This window comes from Glaciibacter superstes DSM 21135 (assembly GCF_000421145.1).
Taxonomy (GTDB): Bacteria; Actinomycetota; Actinomycetes; order Actinomycetales; family Microbacteriaceae; genus Cryobacterium; species Cryobacterium superstes.
The window spans coordinates 323,370-341,956 of record NZ_ATWH01000003.1; the positions used below are offsets into that span (position 1 = coordinate 323,370).

Annotated in this window: 19 protein-coding genes; 10 read left to right on the forward strand and 9 right to left on the reverse strand. The window is 65.2% G+C overall.

All coding sequences use genetic code 11. The annotated features are described in order from the left end of the window. Position 1: 1 nt before the first annotated feature. Positions 2-775, reverse strand: coding sequence for a maleate cis-trans isomerase family protein (locus K323_RS0105830; protein WP_022884353.1), 774 nt, complete (start codon positions 773-775; stop codon positions 2-4). Positions 776-974: 199 nt separating this feature from the next. Between K323_RS0105830 and ehuB the strand changes: the two genes are divergently transcribed. The 4 genes from ehuB (at position 975) to ehuA (ending at position 4,130) form a co-directional block, all read left to right on the forward strand. Then, a complete protein-coding gene (gene ehuB, locus K323_RS0105835) occupies positions 975-1,880 on the forward strand; it encodes an ectoine/hydroxyectoine ABC transporter substrate-binding protein EhuB (protein WP_051147210.1) in 906 nt (301 codons plus the stop codon). Positions 1,881-1,976: 96 nt separating this feature from the next. Beyond that, entirely contained in the window at positions 1,977-2,675 is a 699-nt protein-coding gene (ehuC, locus tag K323_RS0105840; protein WP_022884355.1) for an ectoine/hydroxyectoine ABC transporter permease subunit EhuC, read from the forward strand. Continuing rightward, positions 2,672-3,331: an ectoine/hydroxyectoine ABC transporter permease subunit EhuD gene (gene ehuD / locus K323_RS0105845; protein ID WP_022884356.1), complete on the forward strand. Its 660-nt coding sequence runs from the start codon at positions 2,672-2,674 to the stop codon at positions 3,329-3,331. The genes ehuC and ehuD overlap by 4 nt, the downstream gene beginning before the upstream one ends. Continuing rightward, a complete protein-coding gene (gene ehuA, locus K323_RS0105850) occupies positions 3,315-4,130 on the forward strand; it encodes an ectoine/hydroxyectoine ABC transporter ATP-binding protein EhuA (RefSeq protein ID WP_022884357.1) in 816 nt (271 codons plus the stop codon). The genes ehuD and ehuA overlap by 17 nt, the downstream gene beginning before the upstream one ends. Positions 4,131-4,218: 88 nt before the next feature. Here the strand turns inward: ehuA and K323_RS0105855 are convergent, their stop codons facing one another. Further along, on the reverse strand, positions 4,219-4,971 hold the full coding sequence (locus K323_RS0105855; protein ID WP_051147232.1) for a maleate cis-trans isomerase family protein: 753 nt from the start codon (positions 4,969-4,971) through the stop codon (positions 4,219-4,221). A gap of 185 nt (positions 4,972-5,156) precedes the next feature. On the opposite strand from K323_RS0105855, the gene K323_RS0105860 reads away from it, so the two are divergent. Next, positions 5,157-5,663, forward strand: coding sequence for a DUF3830 family protein (locus tag K323_RS0105860; RefSeq protein ID WP_022884359.1), 507 nt, complete (start codon positions 5,157-5,159; stop codon positions 5,661-5,663). A 73-nt stretch (positions 5,664-5,736) separates the two neighbouring features. After that, complete coding sequence (locus K323_RS0105865; RefSeq protein ID WP_022884360.1) at positions 5,737-7,464, forward strand: cation:proton antiporter; 1,728 nt, start codon at positions 5,737-5,739, stop codon at positions 7,462-7,464. A gap of 9 nt (positions 7,465-7,473) precedes the next feature. Here the strand turns inward: K323_RS0105865 and K323_RS0105870 are convergent, their stop codons facing one another. The 3 genes from K323_RS0105870 to K323_RS0105880 form a co-directional block, all read right to left on the reverse strand. Next, positions 7,474-9,651, reverse strand: coding sequence for an MMPL family transporter (locus tag K323_RS0105870; RefSeq protein ID WP_022884361.1), 2,178 nt, complete (start codon positions 9,649-9,651; stop codon positions 7,474-7,476). Positions 9,652-9,754: 103 nt separating this feature from the next. Further along, positions 9,755-9,997, reverse strand: coding sequence for a zf-HC2 domain-containing protein (locus K323_RS0105875; RefSeq protein WP_022884362.1), 243 nt, complete (start codon positions 9,995-9,997; stop codon positions 9,755-9,757). Further along, positions 9,994-10,626, reverse strand: coding sequence for a sigma-70 family RNA polymerase sigma factor (locus K323_RS0105880; protein ID WP_051147233.1), 633 nt, complete (start codon positions 10,624-10,626; stop codon positions 9,994-9,996). The genes K323_RS0105875 and K323_RS0105880 overlap by 4 nt, the downstream gene beginning before the upstream one ends. Positions 10,627-10,749: 123 nt before the next feature. Here K323_RS0105880 and aroA point away from each other — a divergent pair, with 123 nt between their 5' ends. The 3 genes from aroA (at position 10,750) to bcp (ending at position 13,769) form a co-directional block, all read left to right on the forward strand. Then, positions 10,750-12,111, forward strand: coding sequence for a 3-phosphoshikimate 1-carboxyvinyltransferase (gene aroA, locus K323_RS0105885; RefSeq protein WP_022884364.1), 1,362 nt, complete (start codon positions 10,750-10,752; stop codon positions 12,109-12,111). Beyond that, the gene (gene rsgA / locus K323_RS0105890; RefSeq protein WP_022884365.1) at positions 12,112-13,164 is read left to right on the forward strand and encodes a ribosome small subunit-dependent GTPase A; all 1,053 of its coding nucleotides are present in this window, start codon (positions 12,112-12,114) and stop codon (positions 13,162-13,164) included. Between the two features lie 125 nt (positions 13,165-13,289). Continuing rightward, entirely contained in the window at positions 13,290-13,769 is a 480-nt protein-coding gene (gene bcp / locus K323_RS0105895; protein ID WP_022884366.1) for a thioredoxin-dependent thiol peroxidase, read from the forward strand. Between the two features lie 239 nt (positions 13,770-14,008). Here the strand turns inward: bcp and K323_RS24465 are convergent, their stop codons facing one another. Beyond that, positions 14,009-14,467: a hypothetical protein gene (locus K323_RS24465; RefSeq protein WP_022884367.1), complete on the reverse strand. Its 459-nt coding sequence runs from the start codon at positions 14,465-14,467 to the stop codon at positions 14,009-14,011. A gap of 204 nt (positions 14,468-14,671) precedes the next feature. Here K323_RS24465 and K323_RS0105905 point away from each other — a divergent pair, with 204 nt between their 5' ends. After that, positions 14,672-14,920, forward strand: a complete 249-nt coding sequence (locus tag K323_RS0105905; RefSeq protein ID WP_022884368.1) for a WhiB family transcriptional regulator — start codon at positions 14,672-14,674, stop codon at positions 14,918-14,920. 130 nt (positions 14,921-15,050) lie between these two features. On the opposite strand, the gene K323_RS0105910 is transcribed toward K323_RS0105905, so the two are convergent. The 3 genes from K323_RS0105910 to K323_RS0105920 form a co-directional block, all read right to left on the reverse strand. Beyond that, positions 15,051-16,544, reverse strand: coding sequence for a sensor histidine kinase (locus K323_RS0105910; protein WP_026851300.1), 1,494 nt, complete (start codon positions 16,542-16,544; stop codon positions 15,051-15,053). A 76-nt stretch (positions 16,545-16,620) separates the two neighbouring features. Then, positions 16,621-17,877, reverse strand: coding sequence for a CpaE/TadZ family protein (locus K323_RS0105915; RefSeq protein ID WP_022884370.1), 1,257 nt, complete (start codon positions 17,875-17,877; stop codon positions 16,621-16,623). Further along, the gene (locus K323_RS0105920) at positions 17,877-18,515 is read right to left on the reverse strand and encodes a membrane protein (protein ID WP_022884371.1); all 639 of its coding nucleotides are present in this window, start codon (positions 18,513-18,515) and stop codon (positions 17,877-17,879) included. Before K323_RS0105920 ends, K323_RS0105915 begins: the two co-directional genes overlap by 1 nt. Positions 18,516-18,587 lie beyond the last annotated feature (72 nt).

Genomic DNA, 18,587 nt, shown 5'->3' on the forward strand with positions numbered 1-18,587 from the left:
GCTAGCGAAACAGGGTTCCGAGCCCGTCCAGCCTGAGCGGGCGCCCGGCAATGCGAAGCCCTTCCCACACCGTGACCTGGTTGGCCGTCAGCACGATCTTGCCCGCTGCCCTCTCCAGGTCGTCGATCCACCGCAGCGAGTGCATCGCCGTGTCCGGGATCAGGATCGCCTTGGCGTCCGGATGGTCGGCGTCCAGTGCCATCGCGATCACCTCGTCCTTGCCGAGCAGGCCGACTTCGCCCGCGGTCGCGATGTCATTGCTATGGAACGACACCACCTCCACTCCTGCGTCCCCCAGGAAGCGCTTGAAGTGCTGGGCGAGGTCGTCTGGGTAGCTGGCTGCAACAGCCACGGTTCCGACGCCAAGCGCCCGACAGGCCTCCGCGAAAGCGATGGAGGTCGACGATGCAGGGAGACCGGTGGCCTGCGCGACCTCGTCTGCCTGCGTGTGGGCGCCATCCCAGCCGTACACGAAGCTCCCTGACGTACATGCCCACATCACCGAGTCTGGCGAGAATGCGACGAGCTCGCGCGCGCCGTCCAGCAGGTTCTGTGAACCACCGACCGCCAACAGCTCGTCAACGAGGTGGGCGACGTCACCGCCCGCCGTGCGCACCAGCGGCAGCCGGAGTGCACCGTCGCTTGCCCGTTCGAGGAATTCGAAATCGTCGTCTGCGCCGACTCCCGGGTACAGCAGGCCGACACTCGGCGCTTCGGTTCCGGCAGAGGCGAAGGTGTTCGACGTGGCGTTCTTGGACGCGATGTTGTCCGACACGGACCCTCCTCTATACGACGTGCACTGTGCAGATGACGCGCACGGGGCGACTCGAAGTCGTCACACAATTGTAACGGAGGATTGTTGACAATCCTACACGGAGCGAATAAGTTTCTACCCAAGCACCGAGAGCTTACCTGCGGCCCCGCGTCACGCTGAGCCACCACCGCGGCCCCTTCGGCCCGAGAGATCGGAATCAATGATGAACCGAATCCATGTACGACGCACAGTCGTCCTGCGCACGATCGGGGTGGCGGCCGCCGGCCTGCTGCTGGCCGGCACGTTCAGTGCCTGCACAACGGTCGAACCGGGCGGAGGCGGCGCCTCAGCCGGCGGCGCAGGCGACACTCTCGCCAAAGGTGAGGAGCAGGGGTACCTGAGCGTCGGCATCGCGAACGAACCACCATACACAGAGGTCAACGCAGACGGCTCGGTGCACGGTGCAGAGCCTGATGTCTTGCGCGCGGTCCTCAAGACGATGGGAATCGACGAGATCCAGGGCGTTGTCACTCCCTACGAAGCGATGATCCCCGGCCTGAACGCCAACCGCTGGGACGTCATCGCGGCCGGCCTGTTCATGAAACAGTCCCGCTGTGAAGCAGTCGCGTACTCCGAGCCGGTGATCGTGTCGACCGAGTCGTTCGGCACGCTGCCCGGTAACCCGAAGGGTATCGAGACCATCGCCGACGTCAGCGAGAACCCCGATTTCAAGATCGCCGTACTCACCGGCGGGTTCGAAGAGGGAATCCTGAAGACCGCAAAGATCCCCGACGGCCAGCAGGTACTGGTGAAGGACGCCAGGAGTGGCATGGAGGCCGTGACGGCCAACCGCGCTGATGCCTTCTTGCTGCCGACCCTCTCGCTGAAGTCGCTGGTGGAACAGGACCCCAGCATCGAAGTGACCGCGCCGATCGAAGACGCTCCGCGCACCGGCTCGGGAGCCGCCTTCCGCAAGGAAGACACCGAGCTGCTCAAGGCGTACAACAAGGCGCTTGCCGAGTTCAAGAAGACCCCGGAGTTCGCCGAGATCCTGACCCAGTGGGGCTTTGATCCCACCGTCGTCGAGGGCGTCACCGCCGAGGAACTCTGCAAGACCGAGGGCTGATCCGCACCAGTGCACAGACGACGGGGTATGGCGTACCCGTGGCATTAGCGCCATACCCCGTCGTCGCTCTCCCCGCCAAGAAAGGGTGGTAGCGGTTTGCTTTCAGTTCTCGATTTTGTCCCACTGCTGTTGCAGGGACTGGGGGTCACCATCCTGGTCACTGTCCTCGGTGCATTGCTTACCCTCGTCGTGGCATTCACTGCGGGGCTCAGTGGTTTGTCCAAGCGGTGGTATCTCCGATGGCCGTCATCGATCTTCGTCGAGTTCTTTCGCGGGTCGGGGCTGCTGGTGCAGATGTTCTGGTTCTTCTACGCGTTGCCGTTCCTCGGCATCCAGCTCGCTCCGATTCTGGCCGGCGTCCTGGCACTCGGGCTGAACGAGGGCGCGTATGCCGCCGAGATCGTTCGAGGCACCATCCGGTCACGGGCCAAGGGCCAGACAGAGGCGGCAATCGCCCTCGGGATGAGCCCGGGCCTCCGGATGCGACGCATCCTGATCCCCCAGTCGATCCCGGCCATGCTCCCTGCCTTCGGAAACGTCATGGTCGATCTGCTGAAGAACACCTCATTGGTCTCCCTGGTGACCGTCTCCGACCTCACCTGGCGTGCGTTCACAGCACGAACCGTCACCGGTCAGACCGTGACCCTGTTCCTCACGATCCTCGTCATCTACTACCTCCTGTCGCTCCTCATCGGCTGGCTCACGAGGTGGCTGGAGAAGCGCTATGCGCTCGACCGCAAGTCACTGGCGAAGGCGAGACCGCTGAAGAACCTGGTTGGAGGGATCTCAGCATGACCATCTGGGACACCAACTTCGCCATCTCGATCATCCCGATCCTGCTTGAGGGCTTCTGGCTGACCATCCAGATCACCTTCTTCTCGTTCCTGATCAGCCTGGTCGTCGGACTGCTGGTCGCCATCATCCGGTTCCTGAAGATTCCCGTCGTCTCGTTGATCTTCGACTTCTACGTCTCGTTCCTGCGGGGGACCCCACTGCTCGTGCAGGCCTACGTCGCCTACTTCGTGCTCCCCCAGATCGGTCTGACTTTCGACGCACTGCCGACCGGCATCGTGGTACTCGGGCTGAACTACAGCGCATACACGGCCGAGGTCTACCGGGCGGGCATCGAACAGCTGCCGAAGGGCCAGTGGGAAGCCTCGCGGGCTCTCAGCCTCCCGCCGATGCGCACCTGGGTGCGCATCGTCGTGCCGCAGGCGGTCCGACCGATCATTCCCGTGCTCGGCAACTACCTGATCATGATGTTCAAGGACTCCGCGATCCTCTCGTCGATCACCATCATCGAACTGATGGGCACGGCGTTGCAGATCGGCAGCAACTTCTACCGCTACCTTGAGCCGATCACCATCGCCGGGCTGTTGTACCTGATCATCAGCTTCCCCTGCTCGTTACTGATTAGAAGACTGGAGCAACGTTTTGTCCCCACACACTGACATCCTGAAGACCCTCAACCCGAAGGTGTCCGACCGGGACGTCGAGATTTCGTTCACCGGCGTCAGCAAGACCTGGGGCGAGAACCACGTTCTGCGCGGTCTCGACTTCGACGTGCGCGCAGGCGAGAAGGTGTCGATCATCGGCCCTTCCGGCTCCGGAAAGACCACCATTCTTCGCATCCTGATGACTCTGGAGACGCCCGATGTCGGCGTCGTCACCGTCGGCGGGGATGTGCTCTGGGACGCCAAGCCCGGTGTGAAGAACAAGGAGACCAAGCAGACCATCGCCACTCGGCGCAAGGTCGGCATGGTGTTCCAGCAGTTCAACCTATTCCCCCACATGACCGTGCTGGAGAACGTGATCGAAGCTCCGATTCACGTGCTCGGCATCTCTAAAGCAGACGCCATGGAACGGGCCGTCGACCTGCTCGAGCTCGTCGGTCTGCAGGAGCACATGAAGCACACTCCGCCAGAGCTTTCCGGCGGCCAGCAGCAGCGTGTGGCGATTGCCAGGGCGCTGGCCATGCGGCCCCAGGTGATGCTCTTCGACGAGCCGACATCCGCTCTCGACCCTGAGCTCATCGGCGAGGTCCTGAACGTCATCAGGAGGCTCGCGACCACCACGAACATGACCATGCTCATGGTGACCCATGAGATGCGGTTCGCGCAGGAGATTTCAGACCGGGTGGTGATGTTCGACAAGGGAGTGGTCGTCGAGCAGGGGCCGCCTGAGCAACTGTTCAAGAACCCGCAGCAGGAGAGGACTCAGCGGTTCCTGAAGGCCGTCAACCCTTACTGAGCGGTGTAGGGAGAACGCCCGGCTCGAGCCCCCTCGAGCCGGGCGTTCTTTGTGTGCCGGAAGAACCGGTCACCTGGACAGGGAGTGGTCAGGCGCCGAGCAGCCGCTGCCCCGGCCCGACCGCGCCCAGACCGCACTGGGCGAGCGCCGCCCACATCGTTGCCTGGTTGGCGCTGACGATCGGTTTGCCGAGCTCTCGCTCCAGCGGCGCGATCAGGTCGTAGGTCGGCAGGTTGGTGCACGACACGACGATGGCCTCGGCTTCATCGGAGTTCGCTTCCCTGATCAGTTCCGCCGTGCGCACATACGGCACGGTCCACATCCGCGAATCAAGGCCGAGATGACGGATGCCGGTCACCGCGATCCGATTCTCGACCAGGAAGTCCTCGAGCCTGGCGGTGATCGCGGCGTCATAGGGTGTCGCAATGGCGACGCGACTCACGCCGAGGCGCTCCAGCGCCGCGACGATCGCCCAGGACGTGGTGATGCCGGGTGCCCCGCCGGCCTCGGTCAGGGCGGCTGCGGCCGCCCGCTCCCCTGCGCGCCCCTTGACAAAGCTGGCTGCGGTGCAGGCAAACGCGTATGCGGCCGGCTCGATGGTCTTCAGTTGCTCTGCTGCGGCTCGAAGGCCGGCGTCATCGCCGAGCAACTCCACCATCTCGAGGGTGACCGGCAGCGGGTCGTACGGGGTCCTGGCGAAAAAGAGAGCAGCGTCGTCCGGTGTCCACCGCCACAGTTCGGCGTCGAGTGCCATGTCATACGGCGCGACGACCCCGATCGCCAGGCGCTGGCGCGGGCCGGCGGGAATCGCGTCGGTTTTGGTCTCGTCGGTATTCTTCACGTCGGTATTCTTCACGTCGGTATTCGTCGCATCCGTCACCACGTCAGGCCTCCTTGGGCTGTCGATCGGGCGCGCGCACTGCGTCGTGTGCAACAAACTCGGTGCGCCCATGGATCATTATTGTTGACAATCCTACGTTTTTCAACCTACTCTCGGGGATCAGGACTGGAAACGAAAGGACATTCATGGCCCGCCACATCACCGTCACCCTCGAGGCGCGCGGCGTCAGCTGCCTCGCCAGGCTGCTCGACGACGAAGCACCGCGCACAGCTTCCGCCGTGTGGGACGCACTGCCGTTGTCGTCCGCTGTCTTCCACGGCAAGTATGCCCGCAACGAGATCTACAACCTCGTGCCCGCATTCGCTGCCGTCGAGCCCGGCAAAGAGAACACCACGATCACGCCCATCCCCGGCGACCTGTGCTACTTCCAGTTCGATGCAGACGTGCTGGTGACGCCGTCGCACGGATACGGCGGCGGAGAGGTCCCAACCCAGAAGCACGACATCATCGACCTTGCGCTGTTCTACGGGCGCAACAACCTGCTCATCAACGGCGACCAGGGCTGGGTGCCTGGCAACGTGTTCGGCACGGTCGTTGAGGGCCTCGAGGAGATGGCAGCCGCGTGCCAGGACATCTGGATGGGCGGAGCGCGTGGCGAGACCCTCACTTTCGCGAGGTCAGATCGCACCTGAGTTCTCGTTGAGCCCGCGCTCCGGCAACCGCCGGTGAGTGCGGGCCCGTGGTTCCTGGTCATACAGTTGTCGCGTGGACTACGCCATTCTCGGACTACTCGCCATCCTCGTCATCGTCGCGGTGTCAGCAATCGCTCCGAAGCTCGGGGTGGCCGCGCCGCTCTTGCTCGTGGTGATCGGGCTCGCCGCCAGCCTGAATCCCGGCATGCCGGAGTTCGATCCCCCGCCGGAACTGATTCTCGCCGTTGTGCTGCCGCCGATTCTCTACTCAGCGGCCGTCAACGTGCCCCTCGTCGATTTTCGCCGCAACCTGAAGGCGATCACCGCCCTCTCCGTTGTGCTCGTCATCGTGAGCGCACTGGTCAGCGGTTTGCTGCTCTACTGGCTCCTCCCCGAGCTGAATCTCGCCGCTGCGATCGCACTCGGCGCCGTCATCAGCCCGCCGGATGCCGTCGCCGCGACCTCGATCGGCAAGCGACTCGGTCTGCCCCCGCGCCTGGTCACCGTGCTCGAGGGCGAGGGGCTGGTCAATGATGCATCGGCGCTGGTCCTGCTGCGCTCCGCGGTTGCGGCAACGGCGGGAACGCTCTCCCTCTGGGAGGTGATCGGCGACTTCGCGTTCGCCGTCGCCGCGGGGATCGTCGTCGGTGCCGTGATCGGCTATGTCACCGTCTGGGTGCGCTCGAAGCTCACCAATCCGGTTTTGAACACCACGATCTCGTTCGCCGTGCCGTTCCTGGCCTACATCCCCGCGGAGGAGATCAACGCATCCGGGGTTCTGGCCGTCGTCGTCGCCGGGCTCATCACCGGCCATCGGAGCGCGCAGTACTTCACCGCCCAGAACCGCATCAGCGAGCGAATGAACTGGCGAACCGTGCAGTTCGTGCTCGAGAACGGCGTGTTCCTGCTGATGGGACTTGAGCTGAAAGCGCTCGTCGACGAGGTGACCGACGAACACCTCGGCGTTCTCCAAGCGATCGGCTTCGGCCTGCTGGCCACCCTGTTGTTGGTGATCGTGCGCATCCTGTACGTCATACCCCTGATTGCCTCATTGCGCCGCGATGCAAAACGCGCCGAGGCCAGGGCGCCGCGCATGGAAATAGGTCGCCAGCGCCTGACCGACTACGAGGCCGCCGACCTCGGACCGAACAAGCGCGTGAGCGAGAGGCGCTTGGAAAGAATGCGGCTGTTCCTGACGCGAAGGCAGGCGGACCTCGACTTCGTGCGAGACGAAGGACTCGGCTGGCGCGGCGGCGCAGTGCTGGCCTGGTCTGGGATGCGTGGAGTGGTTACGGTGGCCGCAGCACAGTCACTGCCAAGTGATCTCCCCTACCGTCCGCAGCTAATCCTCATCGCCTTCACCGTCGCCATCGTGACATTGCTTGTGCAGGGCGGAACACTTCCGCTGCTGATCCGCAGGCTGAAAATCGTCGGGACCGACGCGAGCGCCGACCGCGCCGAACTGGCCGGGCTGGTCGACGAGATCAGCGCCATCGCCGTCGAGACCCTCGACAACCCAGAGCTCGCACAGGAGAACGGTGAACCGTTCGACCCAGAGGTCATCGAGCGGGTACGCACCGACAGCCTCCTGCTGAGCCTGGCCATGGCAGAGGCCGTCAGCGACGATGCACCCGGCCCACACGAGCAGCACCGCGCACTCCGCCTCAGAGTGCTGAGGGCAGAGCGCGCGGCCATGCTCGATGCCAGGGCCACCGGATCGTACAGTTCCCGGGTGCTGGAGCGAGCCCAGTACCTGCTCGACCTCGAGGAGTCGCGACTCGCGCAACTCGGCGACGAGTAGCCGCCAGGGTCACCGCCGAATCATCCCTCTCGCCAGTTTCGAAGGCCACCAGACCTTCGGCCCGATGTCGTGCGCGAGCGCGGGAACAAGCAGCGATCGCACCAGGAAGGTGTCGAGGAGCACCCCGAATGCGACGATGAAGGAGATCTGCAAGAGGAACAGGATCGGCAGCACTCCCAGCGCGGCGAAAGTGGCGGCGAGAACAATCCCCGCCGACGTGATCACGCCGCCGGTTGCCACCAGCCCTCGCAGGATTCCCTCCCTCGTGCCATGGGCGATCGACTCCTCGCGCACCCGTGTCATCAGGAAGATGTTGTAATCGATTCCGAGCGCCACCAGGAAGACGAACCCGAACATCGGCACAGACGGGTCTGCACCGGAGAAGCCGAACACCCCGTTGAATACCCAGGCGGAGACTCCGAGTGCCGCGCCGAATGACAGTACGACGGTAGCCACCAGCAGAACCGGCGCGAGCACCGAGCGAAGCAGCAGCATCAGGATGATCAGGATCACGCCGAGGATGATCGGGATGATCAGGTTGCGGTCGTGCACGGCCGTGTCGTGGGTGTCGATGGCGATGGCTGTCGTGCCGCCGACCAGAATGCCGTTGTCGAGATCCGCGAGATCGACGCGCAGGTGGCGAACGTTTGCATCGGCCTCGGCGGAATCGCCGGCATCGTCGAGCGTGGCCTGAAGCATGACCTGGCCGTCATGCACTGTCGGTTCGCCGACCGGAGTCCCAGGCGGACCGACTGAAGAGAGTCCGGCATCCGTCACCGTCAGCGTGCCGCTCGGTGAGTCTTCGGAGAGCACGCTGAGCGAATCAACGCCGTTCGCGGCCAGGATGACCTCGGCCATCGCATCGAGTTCCGACTCAGGACCCACGACGAGCGCTGGCGTTCCCGCGCCGCCAGGGAAGTGATCACCGAGCACGGCCTGGCCGTCGCGCGCCTGCGACGACCCGAGAACGAAGTCACTCTGGGGTACGCCGTCTGCCTTCAACTGGAACAGCCCGATCGAGGCAACCGCCAGCAGCAGTGTCGAGGCGATCCAGACCAGTCTCGCCCTCCGGCCGACGAGCCTGGCAATCTTCGGCCAGACGCCCTTCGCCCCGGCGCCGGTCAGCTCTGGATGCGCACTGCCGAACGCCGGCCGCACCGGCCAGAAAGCAACGCGGCCAGCCCAGAGCATCAACGCTGGGAGGAGTGTCAGCGAGGCGAGCAGTGCAAACGCGATGCCGATCGCTGCGACGGGGCCAAGCGCCTTGTTCGAATTCAGGTCGCTGAACAGCAGGCACAGCAGAGCAACGATGACGGTGCCGCCCGACGCCAGGATCGGCTCGAACGAACCACGCAAGGCAGCCATCGTGGCGTCCCACTTGCGCTCGTGATCGCGCAATGCCTCTCGATATCGTGAAACGTAGAGCAGCGAATAGTCCGTTGCGGCTCCGATCACCAGGATGAACAGGATGCCCTGGGTCTGCCCGCTGAGAACGAGAACGTCGGCTCTGGCGAGCGAGATCACGACCAGGACGGCCGCGCACAGGGCCGACAGGCTGGTGCCGAGCACGATGAGAGGCATGAGCGGGGATCGGTACACGATGATCAGGATCACCAGGACGGCCGCGAGCGCGGTCAGCAGCAGGATCCCATCAAGGCCCGCGAAGGCGCCGACGATATCGGCTGACAGGCCCGCAGGGCCGGTGACGTACGCGCTCACGCCGTCGATCTGATTGTCGGCAAGGTAGTCGCGCACGGTCTCAACGGTGTCGGCCGGCGTGATGCTGGTGTCCATCGGCACGATCACCTGCGCGGCCTCGCCGTCCTCTGAGATGATCGGCGGCGAAACGGATGCCGGCACCACCCCGTCGACGTCCTGAATTGCTGAGACCTGGGCCGCGATCTCAGCATCGTCGTCTGCTGTCAGTCCGGAGTCGCGCTGGTAGACCAGCACAGCGGGGATGACGTCGTCGCCCCGGAACAGCGACTGCAGCTCCTGCACCTGGGTCGCGTCTGCGCTGGCGGGAAGCTGCTGCACCTGGTCGTTCTTGGCGACCTCGCTGATTTTGCTGAACGAAGACCCTCCGGCGGCGAAGAGTGCCAGCCAGACCAGGATCAGTACGGAGGGGATGAGGATGCGCAGCCACACGGGCACGCGGGAACGGGAGGAGGAACGAGTCTTGATCACACCATCGACGCTACGTAACGGACACCGGCTTCCGCGTCGTTCGAAAGTTTGAAGTGGGCGTCACGTCAACCAGGTCGCTGGCCCCGGAGGCCGGCGACGCCGGTCAGTGCGCGGACTGCACCGTGCGAATCTTCGCCAGCACGAGGTTTTTCAGGTCTTCCGGCGCGCTCTCCTTGCAGGCACGCTGCATGACTTCGGTGAGCGTCACACCGATCAGGTGCTCGCTGCTGCAGTCCTCGCAGTGCTGGAGGTGCTCACGAATGTCGGTGGCGTCGTCGCCCCGCAGTTCGTTGTGCAGGTATTCCTCGAGTTCGGCCTTGGCCTTCTCGCATCCACAGTCAGTCATGTGCTCGTGCTCCCAGATTTCAGCGGTCGGGATGCCGGCTCGGCGGCACCGTGTCCTCGACCGTTCGCGTAGCCGGCCAATAGTTCGCGGAGGAGTCGTCTGCCACGGTGCAGCCTGCTCATCACGGTTCCGATCGGCGTCTTCATGATTTCGGCGATCTCCTGGTAGGAGAACCCCTCGACGTCGGCGAAGTACACGGCCAGGCGGAAATCCTCCGGAATGGACTGCAGGGCGTCTTTGACCGCGCTGTCCGGAAGATGATCGATGGCCTCTGCCTCTGCCGACCTGCTCGACATCGCGGTCGTCGACTCAGCCCCACCGAGCTGCCAGTCTTCCAGCTCGTCGATGGCGCCCTGATACGGCTCTCGCTGCTTCTTGCGGTAAGTGTTGATGAACGTGTTGGTGAGAATTCTGTACAACCAGGCCTTCAAGTTCGTGCCTTGTTGGAACTGTCCGAAGGCGGCGAACGCCTTCAAGAACGTTTCCTGCACGAGGTCCTGCGCATCCGATGGATTGCGGGTCATGCGCATCGCCGCAGCGTAAAGCTGGTCGATAAACGGCATCGCCTGTTCTTCGAACAGGTCCCGCGCATTGGGCGCGTCTGGAACGTCTGGCGTATCTGTTGTCATCAACGGCAATACTAAGCCGTCGACCGGCAGAGCGCCTGGCCGTTCGAGCACCGGCCGTTCGAGTACTGTCGTGCCTGTCACCAGACCTCCTTGATCTTTCATCACCGACTATCCTGATAACCAATGCTGATCTCGAGATATTCCAAGCCGGAGTTCAATCCGTACGGCGACAACGCGCCAGATGAGTCGACCGCGCTGTGGCCGGCGCCCGTCGCGCCGACGCCGCTGTCTGCGGCGTTCGGCCTGCCGGGCTCGAAGTCGCTCACCAACCGCGAACTGGTGCTGTCGGCGCTGGCGGACTCACCGTCACTGCTCCGATCCCCCCTGCACTCGCGCGACAGCGATCTGATGGTGGATGCCCTCCGCCAGCTCGGCACGACGATCGAGGCGGTCCCAGGCGGCGGCGAGTACGGCGACGACTGGAAGATCACCCCGGCCGATGAACTCCTCGGATCCACCACCATCGACTGCGGTCTGGCCGGAACGGTCATGCGCTTCCTTCCCGTCGTCGCCGCGCTGGCACTGGGACCAACCACCTTCGATGGCGACGCGGGCGCACGTCGTCGCCCCATGGCGACAACCATCACGTCACTGCGCGCCATCGGCGCCGACATCAACGATGACGGCAGACTCGCCCTCCCCTTCACTGTGCACGGTCGTGGAGACCTGGCCGGCGGTGAGGTCACCATCGACTCCGGCTCATCGAGCCAATTCGTCTCCGGCCTGCTGCTGGCCGCTGCCCGGTTCGAGAACGGCCTGCACCTGACCCACAGCGGCGAGCGACTCCCGAGCCTTCCGCACATCGACATGACCATCGCGACACTCGCAGGGCGTGGTGTCACCGTCGCCCGCCCGTCCGAACGGGAATGGGTCGTCGAAGCGGGCCTCATCTCCGGGGCCGAGGTCGACATCGAACCTGACCTCTCGAATGCCGCACCGTTCCTCTGCGCTGCGCTCGTCGCGGGCGGAAGCGTCACGATCACCGGCTGGCCGGAGGCAACCACCCAGGTGGGTGCGAGCCTGGCCGAACTCCTGCCGCGCTTCGGGGCGACCGTCACCCGGGAAGGCGACCGGTTCACGGTCACCGGCGGCGACAGCATCCGTGGCGTGGAGATCGATCTATCCACCGGCGGTGAACTCGCACCGAACCTGGTGGCGCTCGCCGCTCTCGCAGACTCGCCATCCGAAATCACCGGAATCGGCCACATCCGTCACCATGAAACCGACCGCCTCGCGGCGCTGATCGCGGAGATCAACGGCCTCGGCGGTAACGTCACTGAACTCGATGACGGACTGCGGATCGAGCCGGCGCCGCTGACCGGTGGTGTGTGGCGCAGCTACGACGATCACCGCATGGCGACCAGCGGTGCGATCATCGGGCTTGCGGTTCCCGGTGTCGAGATCGAGAACATCCAGACGACGGCGAAGACGCTGCCGCAATTTGCCGCCCTCTGGCAGTCGATGGTCGGGGAAGCGGCGCTGTAGATGACCTGGTGGGCCACCGACGACGAGGACGATGAGCCGGAGTACGACGAGTCCAGCGTTCGGGTGCGGCCGAACCCCAAGGGCAACAAGCCGCGCACCAAGACCAGGCCTGAGCATGAGGATGCCCTGACCGGGCGCATCCTGTCTGTCGACCGTGGTCGGTACACGGTGATGCTGGGCGAGAACACGCCGGATGAGCACCGGGTGACCGCCGCGCGCGCCAGTGAATTGCGCAAGCACGCGGTGGTGACCGGCGACAGGGTCGACATCGTCGGCGACACCACTGGTGCGGATGGCAGCCTTGCACGCATCGTGCGGATCGTTCCGCGAACGACCCTGTTGCGGCGAAGCGCCGATGACACGGATGCCGTCGAACGGGTGATCGTCGCGAACGCAGACCAGATGCTTATCGTCGTGGCAGCGGCGAATCCGGAGCCGCGCATCCGTCTCGTCGACCGCTACCTGGTCGCCGCATATGACGCCGGCGTATCGCCGATCCTGTGCATCACGAAGACCGACCTGGCCGACCCGGCGGAGTTCCTGAGCAACTTTGCCGGGCTCGACCTCCCGGTGTTCCGCAGCCGGGAGGATCACATGCCGCTGGCCGAGATCTCGGCCGCGCTGATCGCACACGACACGGTCTTCGTCGGGCACTCCGGCGTCGGCAAATCGACCCTGGTCAACGCGCTTGTGCCTGCCGCCCACCGCGCAGTGGGCGTGGTGAACACGGTGACCGGCCGTGGCCGACACACGTCGTCGTCGACGATTTCACTCCGGCTCGAAACGGATGCCGGGCGCGGCTGGGTCATCGATACCCCCGGTGTGCGGTCGTTCGGGCTCGGGCACATCAACACCGACAACATCCTGAAGGCGTTCACCGACCTGGCAACGGTTGCCGAGAACTGTCCGCGCGGGTGCACGCACCTGCCGGATTCGCCCGACTGCGCCATGAACGAGGCCGTCGCCCGCGGGGACCTCGGCCCGACCGGCAAAGCCCGCCTGGACTCCCTGCAGCGCCTGCTCACCACCTTCGCAGCCGGCCCGACCTACTGACCGCCACTGCTACCGCCGCCTGCTGCGTGCACCTGCCAGCACCTGCTGCGTGCACCTGCTGTCCGCGTCCGCCCCACCCCCTGCTACCGACCAGGCAGGGGAGGCCAGGGCGGTAGCGTGGATCCATGACCGAATCCACGCGCCTCGAAGCCGGCGACCCGGCTCCCCAGTTCACTCTCACCAACCAGGACGGCGCATCCGTCTCGCTCTCGGACTTCGCCGGCCAGAAGGTCGTCGTCTACTTCTACCCGGCTGCGATGACGCCGGGCTGCACCACAGAGGCGTGCGATTTCCGCGACAACCTCGGATCACTGAAGTCCGCCGGTTACCAGGTGCTCGGTCTCTCGAAAGACGCTCCCGCGAAGCTCAAGGAGTTCCAGCAGCACGACGCCGTGAACTTCCCCCTGCTCAGCGACGAAGACCTAGCCGTTCACCACGCCTACGGTGCGTACGGCGAGAAGAACCTCTACGGAAAGCTCGTCACCGGTGTTCTGCGATCCACTTTTGTGGTCAACGAAGACGGCACGATCCAACTCGCGCTCTACAACGTGAAGGCGACAGGCCACGTCGCGAGCCTGCGCAAAAAGCTCGGTATCGACGCCTGACGGCAGCCGCGCAGCCAGGCTCGCGCGCAGCACACAAGCCGATTTCACCATCGCGGGCGTTTCGTCCGCGCCCGGCGGCGCGTCATGCACCCGGCGCAGCGTCATGCGCCAGTTGCGCGCGTATGCGCCCCGCGCGCAGGGCGCATACGCGCGTAGTTGGCGCATGCGCGCGGGCCCGCGTTGGTATGAGCGCGGGTGTCGGCGTCGGCGTCGGCGTGCTGCCGGCCGAGCGGCAGGTGTCAGGCGGATGCGCCGGGGTCGCGGGTGGTTGCCGCCACAACTCTCGGCGTGAACAGCAGCACAATGACGACGAGCGAGGGCACAAGCAACGCCCACCCAACGTCAGAGCGGGCGTAGATGCCCTGGAAGGCCCCGACGGCGACGGCGATCTGCAGCAGTTGCCACGTCACTGCGGCTGCCCGCACCCACGAGCGACGTCGCAGCACATTCAGGGCGATCGCGCTCACCCAGACGGCCGCGATCACGGCAATCACGAGGATCGCGATCGCGCTCGTGTACGACGCCGGCTCGGCCGTGAGCAGTTCAAAAACCTGCCAGGCCACCAGGGCCCACACCAGCAGCGCCTCGAGGGCAAGGAGGATGGCCACCAGGGTGAGAGCCGGCGGTCTGACTGACGTTTTGGAACCGCCCGCGGGCTCGCCGACGGCATCCGTCGAGGGCTCGTCTCGTTCACTCACAGGCTAATCCCATACAAAACTATTGATTTGACTCCCCCATTATGCGACCATATTTGAGGCGCGGTTGACGCTCACAGGGGCGTGGGCAGATCTCACTGAGTAAATTTTGTAAATTTCGCAGGCAGGTCGTCAAATTTCCTGCAACCGGCCATCATCGCATTTCAGGCCGATCGGCCATGCACTCGGCAACAAAGGAGCACCCCCATGGATTGGCGCGATAAAGCGGCATGCCTCACAGCAGACCCGGAACTGTTCTTCCCGGTCGGCAACACTGGTCCGGCAGTCGACCAGATCGAAAAGGCGAAGTCGGTGTGCGCGCGTTGCCATGTCACGGAGGTCTGCCTCCAGTACGCCCTCGAGACCGGTCAGGACTCCGGAGTCTGGGGCGGCCTGAGTGAAGACGAGCGTCGCGCGCTCAAGCGCCGCGCCGCCCGCGCCCGTCGCGCTTCCTAACGCCACTCGTCCGCCGCCACTCGCGCGTCCCGTTCACCCACGCCGAGCCGTGGCTTAAGCACCTTCACCAGCAATTTTAGGTGCTTCATTCACGGTTCGCGGGTGCCACGGGCACGCGCGGCGTCCGGTGTCACGCTTCCTGCATATAACGCAGTGGGATGTCGATGGTCACCTCTGTGCCGCTGCCCATCATGGTGTGCCAGTCGATGGTGCCGCTCAGCTCACCCTGGATCAGGGTGCGGATGATCTGGGTACCGAGACCGGAACCGACCTTGCCCTCCGGCAGGCCTGACCCGTTATCGCGCACCACGACGGTCAGTCGCTCCTCGTTGCGCTTCGCTTCGATGACGACCTCGCCCTCGCGGCCGGCGAGGCCATGTTCGACGGCGTTGGTGACAAGTTCGGTGAGGGCCAGCGCCAGCGGGGTCGCGTAGGCGCTTGGCAGGGTTCCGAAGCTTCCAGAGAAGCGCGGGTGCGCTGTAGTGTTGTGCGCGGAGGCCACCTCGGCGATCAGCAACAGCACCCGGTCGAACACGGCATCGAAATCGACGATCTGGCTGAGGCCCTCCGACAACGTGTCGTGCACAACGGCAATCGCCCCCACACGACGCATCGCCTGGGTGAGCGCCTCGCGAGCAGTGTCAGAGTGAGTGCGTCTGGCCTGGATCCGCAGCAGCGACGCGACAGTCTGGAGATTGTTCTTCACCCGGTGGTGGATCTCCCGGATGGTCGCATCCTTCGTGATCAGCTCGCGTTCCTGGTGACGCAGCTCGCTGACGTCGCGCGACAGCACGATCGCCCCGATGCGTTCACCGCGGTTGCGCACGGGAATCGCGCGCAACGAAACGGTCACTCCCCGTGCCTCGATATCCGTACGCCATGGCGCCCGCCCGGTGACCACGAGCGGCAGCGATTCGTCGATGACCGCCCGCCCGCTGAGCAGGCGGGTCGTCACCTCGGCGAGGGACTCGCCCTCGAGTTCGTCGGCAAATCCCATGCGGTTGAACGCTGACAGCGCGTTCGGGCTTGCGAACGTCGTCAGGCCGTCGACGTCAAGACGAATCAGGCCATCGGATGCGCGTGGCGCGCCCCTGCGCGGCCCTGTCGGTGCACCAAGATCCGGAAAATCGCCCGAAGCGATCATGCCGAAGAGGTCGTCTGCGCACTCGTTGAATGTCAGCTCCTGGCGGCTCGGCATGCGCGCTTCGCTGAGGTTCGTATGCCGGGTGAGCACGGCGATCGGCGTTTCGGTGATCGCGGCCCCATTGGGTGCGAGACGGCGCATCACCGGGATCGCACGAACCCGAGTTGGAGTCTCCTCGTACCAGTCCGGCGCAGACGTGTCGACGATCTTCGCGGTCTCGAACGCCTCCGTGACCTGCTTTCGCCACTCTCCCTTGATGTTCTGCCCCACGAAGTCGCGGTAGAACAGCGTCGCAGCGCTGGATGGCCTGGCGTGTGCAACGGCGACAAAACTGCCACTGTCGGTCGGCACCCAGACCACGATGTCGGCGAATGCGAGGTCGGCAAGCAGCTGGCCGTCTGACACGAGCATGTGCAGCCAGTCCACATCTTCGGCACTGCTGCTGCCCTGGGCGAGAACAAGATCACTGAGCGTTGACACGATCACCAGCCTAGGTGTTTTCTGGTCGACCGCAGGTCGCCTGTGACCGCAGGTCGCCGCGGTCAGGTCGCCGCCGTCAGGTCGCCGCCGCCGTGCGGCGCCACCGCGAGGTCTTCCGACGGCGCCCGGTGACCGGCGCGGGCTCCGGCAGGAGTACAGAGCGCACAAAGCGACGGATGCCGGCCCTCGCCGGCGACTTCGGCGCGGCATCCCGCAGTGTGCGCCCGGTCAGCACTGCAGCGTCGACGCCCTGCTGGTCGTGCGGCACGAGAACCGGGTCTTCGATGTTGCCGAACCTGCGCAGGGTGGAAACGACCTGTCCATTCGGGTCGAGGCCGATGGCACTGGCGCGCACCCGGTTCATCACCACGCTCACCTTCTCAGTGGTGAGCACCTCTGCCAGCTCCACCCACGAGCGCAGGAACCGCGCCATCCCGACCGGGTCGGCGAGCCCCACCGCTACCACCTGGTCTGCCTGCGCCAGCGCTCCCAGCGTCGCCGCGTTCCGCCGCGGCGCAAACAGGTCGCTGGAGATCTCCTCGTCGCTCTCCAGGCTGAATCCGGTATCGAGCACCACGTAGTCCACCCAGTGTTTCAGCGCCTGGATCGTCGTGGTCACCCGTTCCCCTGAGAGCTCGGGCCAGCGAGACGGCCGGCCGATGCCGGTGAGCACCCAGAACGCACCCTGTGGCGAGTTGTACCGCTGGGCGATTCGTTCCAGTTCCGCCTGGTTCAGGCTGTCGGATCCGGCCAACCGGCAGGCCGCCGCGAAGCCAGGCGCTTCGTCGAGCATGCCGAGGCTGGGTGCCACAGATCCGCTGTAGGTGTCGACGTCTGCCAGTGCGACGGTGTGTCCGGCGGCCGCGATCTCTGCCGCGATGTTGATGGCAAGGGTGGTGCGCCCCGGCGCGCCTGCCGGCCCCCACACGGCAATCACGGAACCGGATTCGAGTGCCGGCGATGAGCGCGCAGTGTCGCCGGCTCGCAGTGGCACAACGATCCCGCCCGAGATCAGCGCGTCGATCTGCGTCCAGTCGGACGCGACGTCCAGCACCTCGTACAATCCGAGCGAAGCCGCGTAGCGGCGTTCGTGATCGGATGCCACAACCGCGATCACACGCACGCCGCGATCATCTGCGGCGCTGATCAGCTCGGCACTGAGCGTGGCGCGCATAGCCTGCACGAGCGCTATCTCCGGCGCCTGAGCGGAGATAGCGGCGACGACATCCGGTGCTGTTTCATAGCGCGCAAGCACCGTGTGCCCGTGATCGACCAGCAGGGTGATCATGCGGTCCTCGAAGCGCCGTTCCAGCGCGAGGACGACGGTGGCCACTACTCCTTCCCCAGCGGCGTGTCGACGGGAACGATGGCCATCGAGTCGTTGTTGGCGATCGCCTCGAGCACCGCGGCGACCTTGCTGCGGGGCACCTGCACTTCGACCGACTCGCCCCCAGAGGCCGCGATCAGGCCGGTCGGCTCGACCAGTCGCACGACGCTCGCCTTTCCCACCAGCACTGCCGGGGGGCCGAACTGGCCGTGTTCCGTCGCTTTTGCCGACCAGACATCGACGCTGGAACCCGGACCGATCGCACCAGAGAGCGTGCCGTTCACCTCGATGACAACGCTGGTAACGGATGCCCCCGCGCGCGATCCGACCGCGGAGACCGGCACAAGTTCGCCTGCCGCGATCCGGCGCGTGACCACCAGCCCATCCTGAGGGATGCGCCCCGGCGTGACATACAGGTCTGGGGCCCCTTCGAGTCGAACCTGGGTGATCGCCAGATCGTCTGCGTCGACACGGTCGCCGACGGTGAGCGCATCGTGCGCCGCGTACACGGTCACCGAGCGGTCCATCCCCTGCACCACGGCCCCCACTCCGACGACGGATGCCACCACAAGGGCCAGCCCGATGGCGAATCGGGGATCGAACCAGAAACGTCTTCGTGTCGGTGCACCTGTGGGAGTGGTCATCCGTCAGCTCGCCTTCCATTCGGTTCGGATACCATCGTGCCGCTTTCGGCGCCATCGTGGGAAAGTTATCCA

Bases quoted from the DNA above. Each gene is read 5' to 3' on its own strand.
- K323_RS0105920 (WP_022884371.1), bottom strand. From the start codon at position 18,515: ATGACCACTCCCACAGGTGCACCGACACGAAGACGTTTCTGGTTCGAT.
- K323_RS0105905 (WP_022884368.1), top strand. From the start codon at position 14,672: ATGGATTGGCGCGATAAAGCGGCATGCCTCACAGCAGACCCGGAACTG.
- ehuD (WP_022884356.1), top strand. From the start codon at position 2,672: ATGACCATCTGGGACACCAACTTCGCCATCTCGATCATCCCGATCCTG.
- K323_RS0105860 (WP_022884359.1), top strand. From the start codon at position 5,157: ATGGCCCGCCACATCACCGTCACCCTCGAGGCGCGCGGCGTCAGCTGC.
- K323_RS0105880 (WP_051147233.1), bottom strand. From the start codon at position 10,626: ATGACAACAGATACGCCAGACGTTCCAGACGCGCCCAATGCGCGGGAC.
- K323_RS0105875 (WP_022884362.1), bottom strand. From the start codon at position 9,997: ATGACTGACTGTGGATGCGAGAAGGCCAAGGCCGAACTCGAGGAATAC.
- rsgA (WP_022884365.1), top strand. From the start codon at position 12,112: ATGACCTGGTGGGCCACCGACGACGAGGACGATGAGCCGGAGTACGAC.
- bcp (WP_022884366.1), top strand. From the start codon at position 13,290: ATGACCGAATCCACGCGCCTCGAAGCCGGCGACCCGGCTCCCCAGTTC.
- aroA (WP_022884364.1), top strand. From the start codon at position 10,750: ATGCTGATCTCGAGATATTCCAAGCCGGAGTTCAATCCGTACGGCGAC.
- ehuB (WP_051147210.1), top strand. From the start codon at position 975: ATGATGAACCGAATCCATGTACGACGCACAGTCGTCCTGCGCACGATC.